General features: G+C 48.6%; 13 protein-coding genes. 9 read left to right on the top strand and 4 right to left on the bottom strand.

The genetic code is table 11. The features are described 5' to 3' along the window. Nucleotides 1–309 precede the first annotated feature (309 nt). Nucleotides 310–2,481, top strand: coding sequence for a glycoside hydrolase family 127 protein (locus DW917_RS02700; protein WP_370453505.1), 2,172 nt, complete (start codon nucleotides 310–312; stop codon nucleotides 2,479–2,481). Beyond that, entirely contained in the window at nucleotides 2,441–2,830 is a 390-nt protein-coding gene (locus DW917_RS17675) for a DUF5675 family protein (RefSeq protein ID WP_233524611.1), read from the top strand. Before DW917_RS02700 ends, DW917_RS17675 begins: the two co-directional genes overlap by 41 nt. Nucleotides 2,831–2,841: 11 nt before the next feature. Here DW917_RS17675 and DW917_RS02690 read toward each other — a convergent pair whose 3' ends face one another. Next, on the bottom strand, nucleotides 2,842–3,810 hold the full coding sequence (locus DW917_RS02690) for a hypothetical protein (protein WP_118116237.1): 969 nt from the start codon (nucleotides 3,808–3,810) through the stop codon (nucleotides 2,842–2,844). Nucleotides 3,811–4,128: 318 nt separating this feature from the next. Next, on the bottom strand, nucleotides 4,129–5,109 hold the full coding sequence (locus DW917_RS02685) for an ROK family protein (RefSeq protein WP_118116235.1): 981 nt from the start codon (nucleotides 5,107–5,109) through the stop codon (nucleotides 4,129–4,131). Between the two features lie 119 nt (nucleotides 5,110–5,228). On the opposite strand from DW917_RS02685, the gene DW917_RS02680 reads away from it, so the two are divergent. The 6 genes from DW917_RS02680 to DW917_RS02655 all read left to right on the top strand — a co-directional run bounded on the left by DW917_RS02680 (nucleotide 5,229) and on the right by DW917_RS02655 (nucleotide 11,940). Then, nucleotides 5,229–5,906, top strand: coding sequence for a LysE family translocator (locus DW917_RS02680; protein WP_118116233.1), 678 nt, complete (start codon nucleotides 5,229–5,231; stop codon nucleotides 5,904–5,906). An 80-nt stretch (nucleotides 5,907–5,986) separates the two neighbouring features. Beyond that, nucleotides 5,987–6,541, top strand: coding sequence for a DUF4924 family protein (locus DW917_RS02675; protein WP_118116231.1), 555 nt, complete (start codon nucleotides 5,987–5,989; stop codon nucleotides 6,539–6,541). A 44-nt stretch (nucleotides 6,542–6,585) separates the two neighbouring features. Then, entirely contained in the window at nucleotides 6,586–8,172 is a 1,587-nt protein-coding gene (locus DW917_RS02670; protein ID WP_118116229.1) for a peptide chain release factor 3, read from the top strand. A gap of 38 nt (nucleotides 8,173–8,210) precedes the next feature. Further along, the gene (locus DW917_RS02665; protein ID WP_118116227.1) at nucleotides 8,211–10,013 is read left to right on the top strand and encodes a chloride channel protein; all 1,803 of its coding nucleotides are present in this window, start codon (nucleotides 8,211–8,213) and stop codon (nucleotides 10,011–10,013) included. Between the two features lie 106 nt (nucleotides 10,014–10,119). Beyond that, on the top strand, nucleotides 10,120–11,139 hold the full coding sequence (gene fmt, locus DW917_RS02660; RefSeq protein WP_118116225.1) for a methionyl-tRNA formyltransferase: 1,020 nt from the start codon (nucleotides 10,120–10,122) through the stop codon (nucleotides 11,137–11,139). 228 nt (nucleotides 11,140–11,367) lie between these two features. Next, on the top strand, nucleotides 11,368–11,940 hold the full coding sequence (locus DW917_RS02655) for an L-threonylcarbamoyladenylate synthase (protein WP_118116223.1): 573 nt from the start codon (nucleotides 11,368–11,370) through the stop codon (nucleotides 11,938–11,940). A 96-nt stretch (nucleotides 11,941–12,036) separates the two neighbouring features. Here DW917_RS02655 and DW917_RS02650 read toward each other — a convergent pair whose 3' ends face one another. Further along, nucleotides 12,037–13,512, bottom strand: coding sequence for an MFS transporter (locus DW917_RS02650; protein ID WP_233524613.1), 1,476 nt, complete (start codon nucleotides 13,510–13,512; stop codon nucleotides 12,037–12,039). 130 nt (nucleotides 13,513–13,642) lie between these two features. Continuing rightward, on the bottom strand, nucleotides 13,643–17,671 hold the full coding sequence (locus DW917_RS02645) for a DUF4922 domain-containing protein (protein WP_233524610.1): 4,029 nt from the start codon (nucleotides 17,669–17,671) through the stop codon (nucleotides 13,643–13,645). A 136-nt stretch (nucleotides 17,672–17,807) separates the two neighbouring features. On the opposite strand from DW917_RS02645, the gene rlmN reads away from it, so the two are divergent. After that, the gene (gene rlmN / locus DW917_RS02640; RefSeq protein ID WP_118116221.1) at nucleotides 17,808–18,875 is read left to right on the top strand and encodes a 23S rRNA (adenine(2503)-C(2))-methyltransferase RlmN; all 1,068 of its coding nucleotides are present in this window, start codon (nucleotides 17,808–17,810) and stop codon (nucleotides 18,873–18,875) included. Nucleotides 18,876–18,878 lie beyond the last annotated feature (3 nt).

Below are 18,878 nucleotides of genomic sequence, written 5' to 3'. Positions count from 1 at the left end.
AATAAGCTTATAAAACATAGGCTACTCCCGATAGGGTATAATGATTTTTATAAAGTGGGTATTTGTTGTGATTTTCGTGATAAATGCTCATTTTTTACTTATAATTATCTGTTTTGTTTTAATTTTTTTATTATATTTGCAGTCGAAAACGACTTTGTTGTCGATTTCACACTTTAAAAAGTAAATGTGCTACGTTAAACGTATTATATAATAATTGGGTTTCTGCATCCATATCGGGACTCTGATACAACTATGGATAGGATTTATTAGTCGCAACAATAATATAACTATAAAATACCTAATAAAATGATGAAAAGAAGAATTTTTTCTGCAGTCTTACTTTCTGCTGCAATGTTAGCTCCTGCTGCGTTGCAGGCTTCGGCTATGGCTGCCACGGCTTCTTCAGCCAAGTCTGCCAATGTTTCTACCAAGGCTTCTTCAGTGAAGTCTAAGGCTTCTGCATCCCAGAAAACCAAGGTTTTGGACAATGGTTATCCCTTTGCTCAGGTACCTTTCACCAGTGTGAAAATCGCTCAGAATACCTTTTGGGGTGCGCGTCTGAAGGCTGCCAGAGAGGTAACTGTGCCGTTGGCTTTCAGTAAGTGTGAGAGCGAGCACCGCTACAAGAATTTTGAGATGGCTGCCTATACCTTGCAGCATCCGGGACATGCCGGTCTCGATACCAAGGAGTGGGACGTGAGCAAGTTTATGGGTTTCTCTTTTGATGATACCGATGTCTATAAGACCATCGAGGGAGCCAGCTATATCCTGCAGACCTATCCCGACAAGAAGATGAAGGCCTATATCGACAGTGTGCTCAATGTGGTGGGCGCTGCGCAGGAGCCTGACGGATATCTCTATACCGCTCGAACCATCAATCCGAAACATCCTCACGGTTGGTCGGGTGCTACCCGCTGGAGCAAGGTGGAAGTGCTGAGCCATGAGCTTTATAATCTCGGTCACATGGTGGATGCAGCCTGCGCCCATTATCAGGCTACGGGCAGCAGAAAATTCCTCGATATAGCCAAGCGATATGCCGACTGTGTGATCAGGGAGGTGGGTCCTCAAGCCGGTCAGCACAGAGTTGTGCCGGGTCATCAGATAGCCGAAATGGCACTTGCCCGCCTCTATACCCTTACGGGCGAAAAGAAGTATCTCGACGAGGCTAAATACTTCCTCGATGCCCGCGGTACTACTTCTATCCACGATGCCTATAGCCAGAGCGACAAGCCTATTCTGAAGCAGAACGAGGCTTGGGGACATGCCGTGCGTGCCGGATATATGTATGCCGGAATCGCTGATGTGGCTGCCCTGACACGTGATTCGGATTATATCAAGACCATCGACCGCATCTGGAACAATATCGTTTCCAAGAAGTATTATCTCACGGGTGGTGTGGGTGCCCGTCATGGCGGAGAGGCTTTCGGTGCCGACTATGAGTTGCCTAATATGACTGCCTACAACGAGACTTGCGCTGCCATTGCTCAGGTGTATCTCAATGAGCGCATGTTCCTCCTGCATGGCGATAGCAAATATATTGACTGTCTGGAGCGCACACTTTATAATGGTGTGATTTCGGGCATGAGCATGGATGGAGGTCGCTTCTTCTATCCGAATCCATTGTCGAGCGATGGCAAATACAAGTTTAATGCCGATGGTACCACCACCCGCCAGCCTTGGTTTGGCTGCGCCTGCTGTCCGAGCAATCTGAGCCGTTTCATCCCTTCATTGCCGGGGTATCTCTATGGCGTGAAGGACAAGGATATCTATGTGAATCTATTCGCCGGAAATACTTCTACCATCCAGGTGATGGGCAAGGAAGTGGTGCTGGAGGAGACTACTGAGTATCCTTGGAATGGCGATATCAAGATTTTGGTAAAGAAGAGTGGTGTGAAAGGTGCCAATCTGCTGGTGCGCATTCCTGGATGGGTTCGCAATCAGGTGGTTCCGAGCGACCTTTATAAGTATAGTGATGCCGAGCAACCTGCTTATAGCGTGAGCGTGAATGGTAAGGTTGTGGAGGGTGATCTGGCTGCCAACAAGGGGTATCTGCCTGTAAAGAATATCAAGAAGGGTGATGTGATCCGCATCCATTTTGATATGCCTGTACGCACGGTTGTGGCTAACGGGAAAGTGGTTGACGACAGAGGCAAGGTGGCAGTAGAGCGTGGACCATTGGTATATTGCGCAGAGGCTGTGGATAATGATGATGCTCCTGTACTTCGCAGCGTTGTAGCCAAGAATCCGGCTTTTTCGGTGATAGATGGTTGTAGCATCTCTAATACTGAGTCTCAGGGTGCTCCTGCGTTCTCTGTGAAGGCTATCCAGACTGATGCTCAGGTGCTCGATCAGGCTGCTGATGGCAAGGTTTCTGTGAAGAATCAGAAACTCACATTGATTCCTTATTATGCTTGGAATCATAGAGGAGCTAATCAGATGAATGTCTGGTTCTATCAGGATTTGCAGGTTTTGGAGAAGTAGGTCTCATCGATTCATTTTTTATTCATCGGATGACACGGAATTAATTCGGAGGTTTCCGGCTCGCAAGGTAGTGGGTCTGACGGCCATTCTCGAGGGCAGTTATCCTGTGGTCATAACGAAATCGCCCCGCTTCCATCGCTGGTTTCCGCTGCTGGTAGGCGTGCCGGGTTTCACTGGCATACGCATACATAGCGGCAACATGGCGGCAGATACGCGGGGCTGCATTCTTGTGGGTGAGAACACGATAGTGGGCAGGTTGACCTCCTCTCGTGCCACGCTGACGAAGCTCATCACCACCATCATGGCGGCGAGCGATCAGGGTGAGGCGGTCTGGATCACCATCGTCTGAATCTTATTGTTTTACTTCACTAAAATCTTCTTGACGGCACCATTGCTCATCTTAACGATGTTGATACCCTTGGTCAGCTGGGCTTTGCGGGTACCGTTGGCGCTATAGATAGAAGTAATCTCTGCATTCTCGAGATTGTCGGAGGTATTGCTGATACCGTTAATGATGTCCTCAATCGCTTTCTTGGCAGCTGCAATAGTTGTCTTGAGCTTATTGATGTCAGCATTGGAGGTATTGAAAGTACCTTTGGCAGTCTCCTGCAATGCAGTTTTGATATCGCCCAGAACAGATTCCTGATCGTTCAGCTTCTCGTTCTTGAGCAGGCTTGCAGCCTCGGTGAAGAGGGAAGTATATTCTGCATAGACATCCTTCTGGTTGGCAGAAATGAAATACCAGTCGTTGTCTATAGAAGGCGCCAGGCTTGCCACGTATTTCTCACCGCTGACGCTGAAGTAGGCAGTTTCAGTACCTTTATTGAATAGTCTCTCTCTACTTTTAGTGAGTTTATAGCTATTCTTTGTAGAACCTTCTTCGATGGTAAAATCTGTTGCTTTTCTGTCGTCAGATACCTCTGCATACCATACCAAAGGGTGCCATAAACTGGAATATTCCAAGAACAGACGATCTTTTGACTCATTATCGCAATTAAAACAACGGGTTTCATCGCCATTAATCGTCCAGATGTCTGCATCCTCGATATTTTTCACGGTAGCAGTCTTACCGGTGATAAAAGTCTCAGTAGCCACGTTGTAGATGTAAGCCTTCTGACCATTACCAACGAGTTTTACAGGTTGGAGCCAAGAGCTTTCAGCAGCAGGAGCGAAAGTTTCATTCTCGTTGCTACCATTTTCAGTACCTTCAACAGTACCGTTTTCTGTGTTACCTGAAACATTCTGCGCAAGAGCAGTTGTGCCTACAGCCAGAAGGGCAGCGAGCATCATACCTTTGGCCATATTAGCCAGTGTGTAAATTTTCTTCATTTTTACTTGTTTGATTATTTATTATATTGAATACAATTTTTACCTGTACATTGAATACAATTCTTACCTGAACATGGGATATAATTCTTTCCTGAATATGGGATGCAAATCCCTTGATATGGTCTATAAATCTCTGTTTACTAAGAACTTAAAGATTGTGTCATTTACTTACAGTCTGCAAATACGAAAAATACTCCCAGAGTAAATCCCCGGGAGTACTATTCACACAAAAAAACTATCTCACGATAGCGGTATACCGAAAATATCAATATACAAAATGCTTTTTTTAAAACTTTATGCTTATTAAAGAGAAATATCTTACAAATCCCAGCCCACTGCACTGGCACCAAGTACCGCAGCAGAGCTGCCATCGAGTGTAGAAACCAAGAACTTAGCCTTGCCCTTGAAAATCTTCAGTACACTCTTGTCGTAAGATTCCTTGAGAGGCTTCATCAGGAGGTCACCAGCCTTGGTAAGACCACCGAAGAATACGAATGCCTCAGGAGAACTGAACGCAGCGAAATCAGCGCAAGCCTCACCCAGCATCTTGCCAGTGAAATCATATACTCGCTTAGCCAAGGCATCACCCTTACCAGCAGCTACGCTGACATCATAAGAAGTAATATCTTCTGGCTTCATATCGCGAAGTAAAGATGGCTCTTCACTCTTCTCGAGGAACTCACGGGCTGTGCGAGCCACACCAGTAGCAGAGCAGTAAGCCTCCAAGCATCCCTTACGGCCGCAACCGCAGAGACGACCTTCCTCGCCGCGAACCATGATGACATGACCCAACTCGCCTGCAAAACCATCGCAGCCATAGACCATCTTGCCATCGATCACGATGCCGGAACCGACACCTGTACCAAGTGTAATGTCGATGAAATTCTTCATGCCACGAGCCGCACCATAAGTCATCTCGCCCAACGCAGCAGCGTTGGCATCATTGGTAAGAGCCACAGGCAGACCACCCAAGGCATCGCTGAAAAGCTTAGCCAGAGGCACTACACCATCGTGAGCCCAAGCCAGATTAGGAGCGAACTCGATAGTTCCGTTATAGTAATTGCCGTTAGGGGCGCCGATACCCATTGCCTTGATCTTGTCGATACCACCCACGGTCTCGATGATAGGCTGGAGAGCCTCCACGGCAGCCTTTACATAGTCATTTACATCATCATAACCACCTGTCTTGATAGCAGTAGTAGCTTTTATTTCGCCACGTGCATCTACGATGCCGAATACGGAATTGGTACCACCCAGGTCCAAACCGATAACATATGGCTTAAGTGCATTCTCTGTCATGTTTTCCTTTTATTTAGTTAGAATTATGGTGCAAAGATATAAAAAAGTTTGTAACAAACAAAGTTTTAGTGGAAAAAATTACAAGATATGGCCTTTTTTTTGTAACTTTGCGCCTTGTTATGAATTTAGTGTTTCCGATTCAGATAAATATACTTGATTTCATATTCAAGGGAATTATCATAGGTGTGATTGCCTCAGCCCCGATGGGACCTGTTGGCATCTTGTGTATCCAGCGCACTTTGAACAAGGGCCGCTGGTTTGGTTTCGTGACGGGTGTCGGTGCCGCTTTCAGCGATATCGTGTATGCTCTCTTCACGGGTTTGGGAATGAGTTTCGTGATGGACATTGTCAATAATGCCCAAAACAAGTTCTATCTGCAGATTTTCGGAGGTCTTCTGCTCCTGGTGTTCGGTGTGTATTGCTTCAAGAGCAATCCTACGAAGAACATGCATCAGAGCAGCAAGAAGCAGGGCACGCTCTGGCACAATGCCATCACCGCCTTCTTCGTCACGCTCTCCAATCCGCTCATCGTGTTCCTCTTCATGGCCACCTTTGCCCAGTTTGCCTTCGTAGTGCCGGATATGCCGCTGGAGATGAGCGTGGGCTATCTGAGCATCATGTTCGGAGCGCTGCTGTGGTGGTTCGGTCTCACATGGCTCATCGACAAGATCAGGGGCAAGTTTGATACCAACGGCATCCTTATTATTAATAAGGTAATAGGAAGTATCGTGATCATCTTCTCGCTCATCGCACTCGTCGGAACTGTGTTCAATCTCTATCATCTCCCGGAATTCTAAGGGAGTATGTATAATTTCTAATTTGGAATATAACATTTCTGATTTGAAATATAACATTTCTAATTTCTAATTTAAAAAAGATGTTTGTAGCTCAGGAATTAAAGAAGAAAAGTATAGCAGAATACCTCTTGTATATGTGGCAGGTGGAGGATATCATCCGTGCCTGCGGCTGTTCGCTCCCGGTTATCAAGAAGCACTATATCGAAAATTTTGATTTCACTCCGGAACAGAAGGAGGAGGAAATCGACTGGTTTGGCAATCTCATCCGCATGATGAATGAGGAGGGAAAGCGCGAATCGGGACATCTCAATATCAACAAGGTGCTGCTCCAGGACGTGATCGACCTGCACGGCATGCTGCTGCAGAGCACCAAGTTCCCTATCTATAATGGCGAATATTACAAGGTGCTGCCATTCATCGTGGAACTGCGCAACAGGGGCGACAAGGATGTCAACGAGATAGAAACCTGTCTGGATGCCCTCTATGGAGTGATGCTGCTCCGACTGCAGAAGAAGCCGATTACCCCGGAAACAGAGCGTGCCATCAAGGAGATAACCACCTTCGTGGGACTGCTCAGCGACTATTATATCAAGGATCGCACCGAGGGATTGAAATTTGACGACGACGACATGTAGTTGTACATTATTATATATACATTTTAAAATCATATAAATCATAGATGAAAGAAATAGAAAGAAGAAGAACGTTTGCCATTATCTCTCACCCGGATGCTGGTAAGACAACATTGACCGAGAAATTCTTGCTTTTCGGTGGACAGATACAGGTGGCTGGTGCCGTAAAGAACAATAAGATACGCAAGTCTGCCACTTCCGACTGGATGGACATAGAGAAGCAGCGTGGTATCTCTGTATCTACTTCTGTGATGGAGTTTGATTATCTCCCAGACGGACAGTCTGGCGAACCATATAAGGTGAACATCCTCGATACTCCGGGTCACCAGGACTTCTGCGAGGATACCTACCGCACACTTACTGCCGTGGATTCTGCCATCATCGTGGTGGATTCTGCCAAGGGTGTGGAGGCGCAGACCCGCAAGCTGATGGAGGTGTGCCGTATGCGCAATACGCCGGTTATCATCTTCATCAACAAGATGGACCGCGAGGGTCGTGATCCGTTCGACGTGCTCGATGAGCTGGAGGAGGAACTCAAGATTTCCGTTCGTCCGCTCTCATGGCCTATCGGACAGGGCGCCCGATTCAAGGGTGTGTATAATATCTACGAGCACCAGCTCAACCTCTTTACGCCTAACAAGCAGCGCGTAACCGAAAAGGTGGAGGTGGATGTGCAGTCTGAGGAGCTCGACCAGCGAGTAGGTGAGCGAGAGGCTGCCCAGTTGCGCGAGGAACTGGAACTGGTGGATGGCGTTTATCCTGAGTTTGACGTCGAGACCTATCGCTCTGCCGAGGTGGCTCCTGTGTTCTTCGGTTCTGCATTGAACAACTTCGGTGTGCAGGAACTCTTAGACTGTTTCGTTCAGATAGCTCCATCGCCAAGACCTACCAAGGCAGAGGAGCGCATGGTGGAGCCTGAGGAGCCTAAGTTTACGGGTTTCATCTTCAAGATTACTGCCAATATCGACCCTAACCACCGTTCCTGCATCGCATTCTGCAAGATCTGTTCGGGCAAGTTTGTGCGCAATCAGCCTTACTATCACGTGCGCCTCGACAAGACCGTGCGTTTCTCTTCGCCAACCCAGTTTATGGCGCAGCGTAAGAGTACCATCGACGAGGCTTATCCGGGCGATATCGTAGGTTTGCCAGACAATGGCATCTTCAAGATCGGTGATACGCTGACCGAGGGTGAGAAAATTCACTTCCGCGGTTTGCCATCCTTCTCTCCACTGCTCTTCAAGTATATCGAGAATGATGATCCGATGAAGAGCAAGCAGTTCCAGAAGGGATTGGAGCAGCTGATGAACGAGGGTGTGGCACAGTTGTTTGTCAACCAGTTTAATGGTCGCCGCATTGTGGGAACCGTGGGTCAGCTTCAGTTTGAGGTGATCCAGTATCGTCTAGAGAACGAGTATAATGCCAAGTGCCGTTGGGAGCCAGTTCACTTGCATAAGGCATGCTGGATAGAGGCCGACGACGAGAAGGAATTAGAGAGCTTCAAGAAGCGCAAGTACCAGTACATGGCGAAGGATATCGAGGGCAGGGATGTGTTCCTGGCCGATTCAGGCTATGTATTGAGCATGGCGCAGCAGGACTTCGAGCATATCAAGTTCCACTTTACTTCGGAATTCTAATAATATAAAAGGATAACTTTTTAAAGAAATAATAAGAGATGATAGATGAAATGGCAGAAAAATCGGGCGCAATAGCCAAAATGGTAGCGTGGCAGAAGGAGCATATCTCCGACCGCCAGATGACGCTTATCCTGGCTTTTGTCATCGGTCTGCTTGCCTCCGTTGCCGGATTTTTCCTGCATAGTATCGTGCACGAGATACAGATATTGCTCACTTCGGGTTTTGAGAAAAGCACCTACAATCTGCTTTTCCTCTTGTTCCCTATCGTGGGCATCTATCTTACCTCGCTCTTTATCAAGTATGTGGTGCGAGACAATATCTCTCATGGTATCACGAGAGTGCTCTATGCGATTTCTACCAAGCAGTCGAAACTGAAGGGACACAACTGCTGGTCGTCGGTAGTAGCTTCTGGTATCACCATTGGATTCGGTGGATCAGTAGGAGCCGAGGCGCCGATTGTGCTCACGGGTTCAGCCATCGGAAGTAATCTGGGACAGATATTCCGCATGGACAAGAAAACGATGATACTGCTCGTAGGATGCGGTGCGAGTGCCGCCATTGCTGGTATCTTCAAAGCCCCAATCGCAGGTCTCGTCTTCACGCTTGAGGTGCTGATGGTAGATCTCTCGATGGCTTCATTGCTGCCTATCCTCATCTCCTGTGTTACGGCTACCTGTTTCAGTTATATCCTGATGGGCGAGAAATCGCTCTTCGATTTCACGCTCACCGACCCATGGGAGCTCGACCGTGTGCCGGCGTGCATCCTGCTGGGCATATTCTGCGGCTTCGTGAGTCTCTACTTCATGAGAACCATGTCGGCCTGCGAGGGATTCTTCGCCAAGTTGAAGCAGTATCCGTATGTCAAACTGCTCTTCGGAGGCATCATCCTGAGCAGTCTCATCTTCCTCTTCCCATCGCTCTATGGCGAGGGATATTCGGCAGTCAACATCCTGCTGAAGGGTAGAACCGAGACCGACTGGGGCATGGTGATGAGCAATTCGCTCTTCTATGGCCACAGTCAGTTGCTCGTGCTATATATCGGACTGGTAACCTTCACCAAGGTGTTTGCCACCTCAGCAACCAATGGTTCAGGCGGTTGTGGCGGAACCTTTGCTCCATCGCTTTTCATCGGCGGTTTTGCAGGCTTCTTCTTCGCTCGCATCTGGAACATCTACAAGTTAGGCGTTTATATTCCTGAGCAGAACTTTACGCTGATGGGCATGGCAGGCGTGATGACGGGCGTGATGCATGCACCGCTGACGGGCATCTTCCTGATAGCCGAACTGACAGGCGGTTACCTGCTCTTCATCCCACTGATGATCGTGTGCATCTGCTCGCTGCTTACCATCAGCATCTTCGAGAGCCACAGTATCTATGCGCTCCGACTGGCAAGGGAAGGCAAGTTGCTTACCCATCATATCGACAAGGCAGCCCTCACGCTGATGGGTATGCAGAGCGTGGTGGAGAAGGACTATCATCCGGTAAGTCCCGACCTGCCGATGGGTAAGTTAGTGTCAGAAATCAGTCGCAGCAACAATAATTTCCTTCCGGTAGTCAATCAGGCTGGCGTCTTGCTGGGTATCATCGATATCACCCGCATCCGTCACATCATCTTCCGTTCGGAACTCTACACGCGCTTCAAGGTAAAGCAGCTGATGCTCCAGCCTTCAGCCGTGCTCAGCGATCACGAACCGATGCAGGAAGTGATGAAGAAATTTGACGAAACTGATGCCGCCCAGTTGCCTGTAGTGGATGTGAACGGCGTGCTGAAGGGATATATCAGCCGTACCCGCCTTTATTCGACTTATCGCCAGATTGTGGCGGATATGTCGGCAGAGTAAAAGGGAGTTTGGAATTAGAAATTAGAAATAGCAAATTACTAATTAGAAAATCCCTTGACAAAGCTGCGATAATTGTAAACTTGCATTTTTTTAAAACAATAGGAAAATGGAGAAAAAAGATTTAAAAATCGTATTTATGGGAACCCCGGAGTTTGCGGTGGAATCCCTCAAGAGCCTTGTAGAAGGCGGATATAATGTGGTGGCTGTAGTAACCCAGCCCGACAAACCGGTGGGTCGTCATCAGGACACTCTTCAGCCTTCGCAGGTCAAGCAATATGCCCTCTCAAAGGGCTTGCCTGTATTGCAGCCTGTGAAGATGAAGGATCCGGAATTTGTAGAGCAGTTGCGCAGTTATCAGGCCGACCTGCAGGTGGTGGTAGCTTTCCGAATGCTGCCAGAAGTAGTATGGGATATGCCTCGCTTCGGCACCTTCAATGTGCATGCAGCCCTTCTTCCTCAGTACCGCGGTGCTGCCCCTATCAACTGGGCTGTCATCAATGGTGAGACGGAGACAGGCGTCACCACCTTCTTCCTCGACCACGACATCGATACCGGTCGCATCATCATGCAGAAGCCATTCGCCATCCCTGACGATGCTGATGTTGAGTATGTTTATGACGGACTGATGCACTTAGGCGCTGAGATAGCTGTAGAGACCATCGACCGACTGATAGCATCCGACGGAAATATCGACTCAATGCCGCAGGATGAGATGATCACGACAGACACCGTGCTTCATTCTGCTCCGAAAATTTTCAAGGATACCTGCCGTATCGATTTCAATCAGCCAGCCAAGAAGGTGTATGACTTCATTCGCGGTCTTTCGCCATATCCAGGCGCCTGGACTGAGATTCAGAAGGAAGGCGGTAAGGCGCAGGTGCTGAAAGTATTCAAGACTTCCAAAACAGGAAAGGCAGTTGCTGCTTCTTCAGAGAATGTTGCTTCTTCTGAGAATGCTGCTTCTTCTGTAGTAGGAACCTTGCGCGTGGAAGGCAAGAGCCTGCAAATAGCCTGTGCAGACGAATGGCTCCAGCTCGACACAATACAGATTAGCGGCAAAAAGAGAATGGAAGCCCGTGATTTCCTCAACGGAATGAGAGATATCGAGCAGTACAGAAGTATTTAATAAGGAAGTACTTTCACCTTAATATATAATCAAGAATCGGTTTTGAGGTGCAAAGAATTTCTTGTAAATAGAAAATTGGTTTTTGAGAAACGAAGGACTTCATGGAAATCAAGAATTGGTTTTTGAGGTGCAAAGAATTTCTTGTAAATAGAAAATTGGTTTTTGAGAAACAAAGGACGAATCAATTCCTTCATATATAAGGAAAAAAATAATAAAGGAGAATAAAAAATGACTCAACAGGAAGATATTAAGAATGCAATAGAATGCATGCGCAAGGGTGGAGTGATTCTCTATCCTACAGATACCGTTTGGGGTTTAGGTTGCGACGCTACTAACCCAGAGGCAGTGGCAAAGGTTTACAAAATAAAGCAGCGCGATGACAGTAAGGCGCTTATCTGTCTGGTGGATAGTGCAGACCGTATGGCGCGTTATTTCCGCAATGTGCCTCAGGTGGCTTGGGATTTCATCGATGTAGCCATGCCTGTGAAGCCAACTACCATCATCCTCGATGATGCTACGGGTGTAGCCAACAATCTGGTGGCAGAGGATGGCAGTCTTGCTATGCGAGTAACTTTCGAGTCTTTCAGCAAGGAACTCTGTTATCGCTTCCAGAAGCCTATTGTGAGCACCAGTGCCAATGTGAGTGGTGAGCCTGCAGCGCAGAACTATCGTGATATCGACCCGACATTGTTGGAACAAGTAGATTATGTTTGCTGGACCCGTCGCCAGGAGCATAAGCCTCACACTCCATCCAGCATCGTGAAGATAGCCAAGAATGGAGAGGTGACGATTATCCGATAAAGTTAATCTTCAAAGAAACGAAAAAGAGGATGTGTTATGAACTTATGACACACCCTCTTTTTTCTATTAAATATTTATTTTTTTTCGGGAATCCCTTTACTTTCGGTTTCCCTTTTCGTTTTCGTTCTGTAAATCCTGCTTTCCCGAAGAATCCTCATTTTCCAGATATTCTTCTTCCGTTATCTCTTCTTCCCATATATCATCTTCTTCCGTTATCTCTTTTTCCAATATGTCCTCTTCATTCGTCACTTCTTCGTCCAACATTTCCCCTTCATCTTCCTCCTCCTTTTCCTTTTTTCCGAAGTTAGGATCTATTTTGAGGTAGACGGTAACCAGGAAGGTGATTACGCAGCATGCCATCACGACGATGAAGAAATGGCGGTATCCCAAGATGTCTTTCAGATAACCCGAAACCATGCCCGGAAGCATCAGGCCGAGATAGGAAATACCGGTACAGATGGAGTAGTGAGAGGTTTTGAACTTGCCCTGACTGTAGAATAGCATGTAGAGCGTAAGCACCGTGAAGCCTAACCCATAACCGAACTGCTCTACGAACAGGCAGGAGGACACCATCACGATATCAGAATTGAGCGAATAGCTAAGATAGATATAGACGGCATCCGGCAGGGTGATGGCGCAAACCATTGGCCACAGCCACTTCTTCATACCGTCGCGGCTCACTAAGATACCTCCGATGATGCCACCCAGAAGGAGACCGATGAGACCAACCGTACCATTGGCAAGTCCGTATTCCTGCGGTGACATGCCCAGACCACCCTGCGAGTTAGGGCGAAGGATGAAAGTCTTGGTCATTGTATTGAGCAAAGCCTCCGGGAAGCGGTAGAACAGCAGGAAGAGCATCACGATGACCGTCTCTCTCACTCCGAATTTCGTAAAGAAAGTGCGGAACATATTCTTCAGTTCGTGAGTCACTTCACCCACAGTTCTCTCCGTCTGCACATCTTCTTTCGGCGTAGGCATCAGGCGGCTATGGTAGAGCCACAGACCGATGAAGATGCCAGCTAATCCGTAGAAAATCAGTGCCCACGAGAAGCGTATTTGATTGCGGAACATCACCTGCAGCACACCAGCCAGCATCACTAAGAAACCATTCACAAAGATGATGGCGAGGCGGTAGAAGGTGTTGCGCAGACCCACAAACTTCGTCTGGTTGTGCTCATCCAGCTCTATCATATAGAAGCCGTCGGCAGAGATGTCGTGGGTGGCGCTGCAGAAGGCGATGAGGAAGAAGAAGCACATGGTGGCCTGAAACCAGAAGGCCGTAGGCAGCGAGAACGCAATGCCTGCCAGTGCTGCTCCGATGAGCGCCTGCATCGTAAGTACCCACCAGCGCTTCGTCTTCAGCAGGTCGATGAACGGGCTCCACAAGGGTTTGATTACCCAGGGAAGCGCCAGCCATCCTGTATAGAGACCCACTTCGGCATCCGTGAGTCCCAACTGCATATACATCACTACAGAGAGAGTTGTCACGATCACGTTGGGCAGTCCCTCTGCAAAATATAGGGTAGGGATCCATGCCCATGGATTCCTGCTATTCTTCTTTGTTACCATTTTATCCATTAGATATTTATCTTTTGTCCATTAGATATCGTCCTGTTTCTTAGACATCGCTTGTCTATCAGAAAAGATGCTATCCTTGAGACATTACTTGTCTCTCAGAAAAGATTCCATCCCAGAGACATTACTTGTAGATTTTCTTAATTTCTGCTCCCTGATAGTATCTCAGCAGGATATCATCGTAGGAGTATCCTTCGTTGCCCATCACGGCAGCACCTATCTGACAGAGACCCACTCCGTGTCCCCATCCGGCTCCGATCAGTTCGAAGCGCTGAGGAACCTGGTTCTCGTCCAGATCAAACTTATCTACCACGAAAGCCGAACTGTAGAGATGGCTGTCGCTCAAGGCTCTGCGTATTTCCAGTTCCTTGCCGATGGTGAAAGTCTTTTCGGTACCGATAATCTGCAGTTTGCTGATGCGTCCGCTTGTACCGCGTTCCACAGCCTTCATGTCGAGGATGTCGCCGAAGTTCATCTTCAGTTTCTCTTCGAGTAGCTGCTGCAGTTTCTCCTGGGTCAGCGTCACCTTCCAGCGGTAGAAATCGGCAGTCTCCTGGTCATAGTCGTTTAATACTTCCGAGAGCACTTTTCTGTCTGTAGTATTGCAGAAAGCAGGCGGGTTGGAGCGGATCCAGCGGTCAGCCTCTTCCTCCTGAGTCAGATCCGGAAGTCTGTATTCAGAATCCATCAGAGCCTTTGAACCCTTCAAGTTCTCAGTATCACTTGCGTCCTTCAAGCACTCGGCATTCATAGAACTCTTCAGTCCTTCCGGCTTGATTCCCAAAGCAATATCCCTCACAGCAGAGAGATAGCTCTTAGGCGTGTTCTCCCAGCAATATTGGAATTCCTCGGTGATACCGCCGCAGCACTTAGAGAACCGGGCATCGCAGATTTCCTCGCCATCCATCAGAATCTGTCCCTTGGTCTGGCGGATAGCTTCTGCCACATGCGGAGAAGTCTCCTTGGTGATGCCCTGGTAGCGCTGGCAGTGGTCGTCGGCGCAGACATCAAAGATGGTGTGGTCTTCGCGGTCGTACCAGCGGATGAGCATGTCGTCTTTCTTGACAAAAGAGAAGAAATTGTTTCCGCTCTTAGCCACGTCTCTTCGCTTTTTCATCTGTGCCAGGAGCCATGAACGGGAGATCACGGCATGCGCCTTGAGGAGTTCAAGACTGGAGGTGGCACTCATCTCGCTGGATATCACGCTCTCCAGATACTTCTCCACAGGAAGCTCGTTGATGGCGCAGATCTTGTCTGATTCTACCACGAAATGGAGCGTACCTAAGAAGGTCTGTGTTTCCTTGCGTTCCCAGTGGAAGTTGACGCCGATAGTGACATCGCTCAGTGAGAAGGAGGCATCGCAGCTCTGCGGATGGAAGGTAAGCGAACTGTACTGATTGCCGTTCCAGAGCACACCTCCCTCGGAGAATTCCACTTCCTGTTCGCCCGTAACCACTTCGCCCTTGGCAAGGTAAGGCTTGTTGAGCGAGAAGTGAATCTTCTGACCGCTCACGATGCCCACAGAGACATTCGGCTGCTTGCCGTTATTATATAATGTGGAAGTAGTGACGGTGCTTTCCTCAGCCTCCTTGGCAGCCTTCAGCTTATGGATGATGCATTCCATCTTCTCGCCGGAAATGCCGCATTCCTTCAGGATAGCCTCAGCCTTCTCCTCGGTGAGCTTGCGAAAATCCTCTTCGCGTGGCGTGATGATGAGTCCCGACATATCGAGGGCTCCTGGAGAAACCATGATCTGGGCATCGCCCTCGGCAAAGTAGGCTTCCGGGCGGTGCTTCTCTCTTGGAATCACGATACTGATATATTCATCACCCTTGCGCCAGGCCACGATGTTCATCATCGGCTCAGTCTCGTCGCCGCGCTGAGGCATCGCACTGTAGAGGCGCTTGAAGAGCATCTCGTCGCATTCCTCGCTCTTGGAGATGATCACGAAGGCAGGAACGGTATAGTCGCGGATGGCTGCTATCTTCTCCTCGTCGTTCAGGCAGATGATATCTGTCAGGTTGCGTGAGAGGCGCTGCCAGTTGTTCTGCAGGGGAAGTATGCCGCTGGTTCCTGCCTGGAAATGCAGATGGTCTGGAGCCGAGGCACCGCACTTCGGACCGTTGTAGAATACCATCAGTTCGCTGTGCAGACTCAGGAATCGGTGCATCTCGCCATAGTTCTTGAAGATGGCCTGCGGCTGATGCTTGCGTGCCGGAATCGTGAAATGTACCGGAAGGATAGGGAACGGATTGACCAGCAGGTAGAAACGTTCGTCTATCTGCTTGGACATCTGTACCTTCGGACGGTTCTTCTCGCAGAGGAAGCATGGGCGCTCATCGAGGGTCTTCTTGTCTATCTTGGCACCTGTGCTCACGATGCGGGCAGGGTTCCATTGCAGTTTGAGAAGGTCGGAGAGAGTCTGGCTCTCCACGTGCTTCAGGTCGCGGTAGCGATGGCGGGCATCCTCCCATCTCTCCAACTGGCGGTTGAAGAAGCGTGAGATACTGCTGTCTTCCATAATGTCGGCCTTGCCCTGCAGCATCTGCTGGCGTGCCTTCAGTTCCATCGTGCGCAGACGGTCTTTATAGAGATTGTTGGCATTCACCTTTTCGATACTCAGAGCGGCATCACTGTTGCCTCCCCAGCGGCGGCAGAGGTACAGTTCATCATAGATTCTTCCGATTCTGTATCGGCGAGAGAAGGCAAGTCCTAAGGCGTAGTCTTCGCCATAAGACGTGTTAGGGAACTGTATCTGTCTGACGAGCGGTGTGAAGAATGCTCTCGGAGCACCCAATCCATTGATGCGCAGTGCGTTGTTGCAACCGTTTTCCTCGGTCCATTCCTTATGGTCTATCAGTCCTGGAGGCAGGGTGTTGAGGTCGAAGTCGCACATGCGGTACGAGCCGATCATCATCGCTGCCTTCTGGTTGTGAAAGGCATCTACGATTTTCTGGAGAGTCTTCGGAGACGAATAGAGGTCGTCGCTGTCCAACTGGACTGCAAACTTGCCGCAGTACTCGCTATTGATGGCTACATTCCAGCAGCCGCCGATGCCGAGATCGTTTCTCTCTGGCACAATCTGTACGAGCCGCCCCGCCTGTTTGTCGTTTCTGGCTTCCATCTCGCGAGCGATTTCATCAAGAATCTCGCCAGTGCGGTCGGTAGAATGATTGTTGACCACGATGACGTTGAACTTGAAATTGGCTTTCTGGCTCAGCGCACTCTTCACGGCATCCGCGATGGTCTTCTCTCTGTTGAAAACCGGGATGATCACAGAAGCCTCGTAGAAGAATTCCTGTTCGCCGAAATCCGGCTGGCGATAAAAGCTGGTATCGATGAGGGCTCCCACCTTGTTGAGGTGCTGCGTGCAAGCCTTTTCCATCTCTATCTGCACCTCTCTGTTGCGAGGGTTCACATAGTCGAATTGCTTCTCGCCGCTCTTTCGGTTGTCGAGTTCATCTTCTGTATAGAGGAATTCATTGAGATGGAAAATCTCTCCCACGCGGCTCAGGTAGAGACGGAGGTCGTAGAGACCCGCATATTGATAGTCAGCTCTGTCCTGCTGGGCGATGAAGTCGCGGAGGGCTTGCGCCTTGATGAACCAGAGGCTTCCAAAATCGAAGTCGTCGCGAAGGCTACCAGACTGGTAATCAATAACCGGATGCTTGATCAGCTTGCCAGTTTTCGCTTCTTGTTCAGCTTTCAGTTTATGAGTTTCTGCTCCATCCGCTTTTGCTTCAAGAGTTTCTGCTCCATCTTTTTCTTCTTTTCCTCCAACTTTTGCAGCCTCATTATCTTCTTTGATTAAGGAATAAAAGTCGGAGTAAACCATGACGGCACCCGTGTCGTCTGCCGTGCGTAGGAATCGTTCCAGGGCATAGAGTCCCCATCTGATCGGAGTCGTCTTGGTGCAGATCATCACATAGTCGGCATCGGTGTTTTCAGCAATGCTTTCTACCGTGTTGCTGCTTTCCAATCGGTCAATGACTACGAAGGTGCATCCATCAGGCACTTGGTGATGGGCTGCAAAATCAGCGCTCACCAGGAGATTGATATGCTGAACCGTCTTGTTGTCATGAAGTTCCAGAAGTGCGCTTTGGGCTACTTCAATGTCTTCACAAGGTAAGAAAAGGTCTATTTTTTCTCTCATTTTTTGTGTTATGTTTTTGCGTTTCGGCTCCCTTTCCGGAGGTCAAAACGGTATTTTTTATCTATATTTTAGCTTATTATATTAAAATATGTGGCAAAGATAACAATTTTTCGCCAAAAAATACTATCTTTGCACTATGAATGATGAAAAAAAATATCTTTTGGGGCTTACCCTTGCTGAATTGAAGCAAGTGGCTAAGGACTTGGGTATGCCTGCCTTCACGGGTGGGCAGATGGCTAAATGGCTCTATGAACAGCATGTGAAGAGCATCGATGAGATGACTAATATCTCGAAAGCTAACCGTGCCAAGCTGGCCGCAGAATATGAGATAGGATGTGCCGGATATACCGATGCACAGCATTCCGTAGATGGTACCATCAAATATCTGTTCCCTACGCGCAGCGGAAAGTTTGTAGAGACGGTCTATATCCCCGACAAAGACCGTGCCACGCTCTGTGTCTCATCACAGGTGGGATGCAAGATGAACTGCCTCTTCTGTCAGACTGGTAAGCAGGGGTTTGAAGGAAGTTTGCCTGCTGGCGATATCCTCAACCAGATCTACTCCCTGCCAGAGGTGGACAAACTCACCAATATCGTGTTTATGGGACAGGGCGAGCCGATGGACAATCTGGATAATGTGTTGCGTGCCACGGAAATACTGACCGCTGACTATGGTTGGGCATGGAGTCCGAAACGTATCACAGTAAGTTCGGTGGGCGTCAAAAACAAGTTGAAGCGATTCCTCGAAGAGAGCGAGTGCCATGTGGCTATCTCGATGCACGATCCGATACCTTCTGAGCGAGCAGAACTGATGCCTGCCGAGAAGGGTATGGGTATAGAACAGGTTGTGGAGCTGCTCCGCAATTATGATTTCTCTCATCAGCGTCGCCTGTCTTTCGAATATATCGTGTTCAAGGGAGTGAACGACAGTATGCAGCACGCCAAGGCAATCATCAAGTTGGTGAAGGGCCTCGACTGCCGTTTCAATCTGATTCGTTTCCATCAGATTCCGGACATCCCGTTGCAGGGCGTCAATGATGAGAAAATGGAACAATTCCGTGATTATCTCACTTCTCACGGTGTCTTCACCACCATCCGTGCCAGTCGCGGACAGGATATCTATGCAGCTTGTGGCTTGCTCAGTACATCCAAGAAAATCGGAGAAATCAGAGAGCACGAGGACGAAGAACGCTCTTCGCGATAATCC

This window comes from Prevotella sp. AM42-24, from assembly GCF_003461825.1.
Lineage (GTDB): Bacteria > Bacteroidota > Bacteroidia > Bacteroidales > Bacteroidaceae > Prevotella > Prevotella hominis.
The sequence above is the reverse complement of the archived record's forward strand: the minus strand, read 5'-3'. Positions and strand labels throughout refer to the sequence as shown.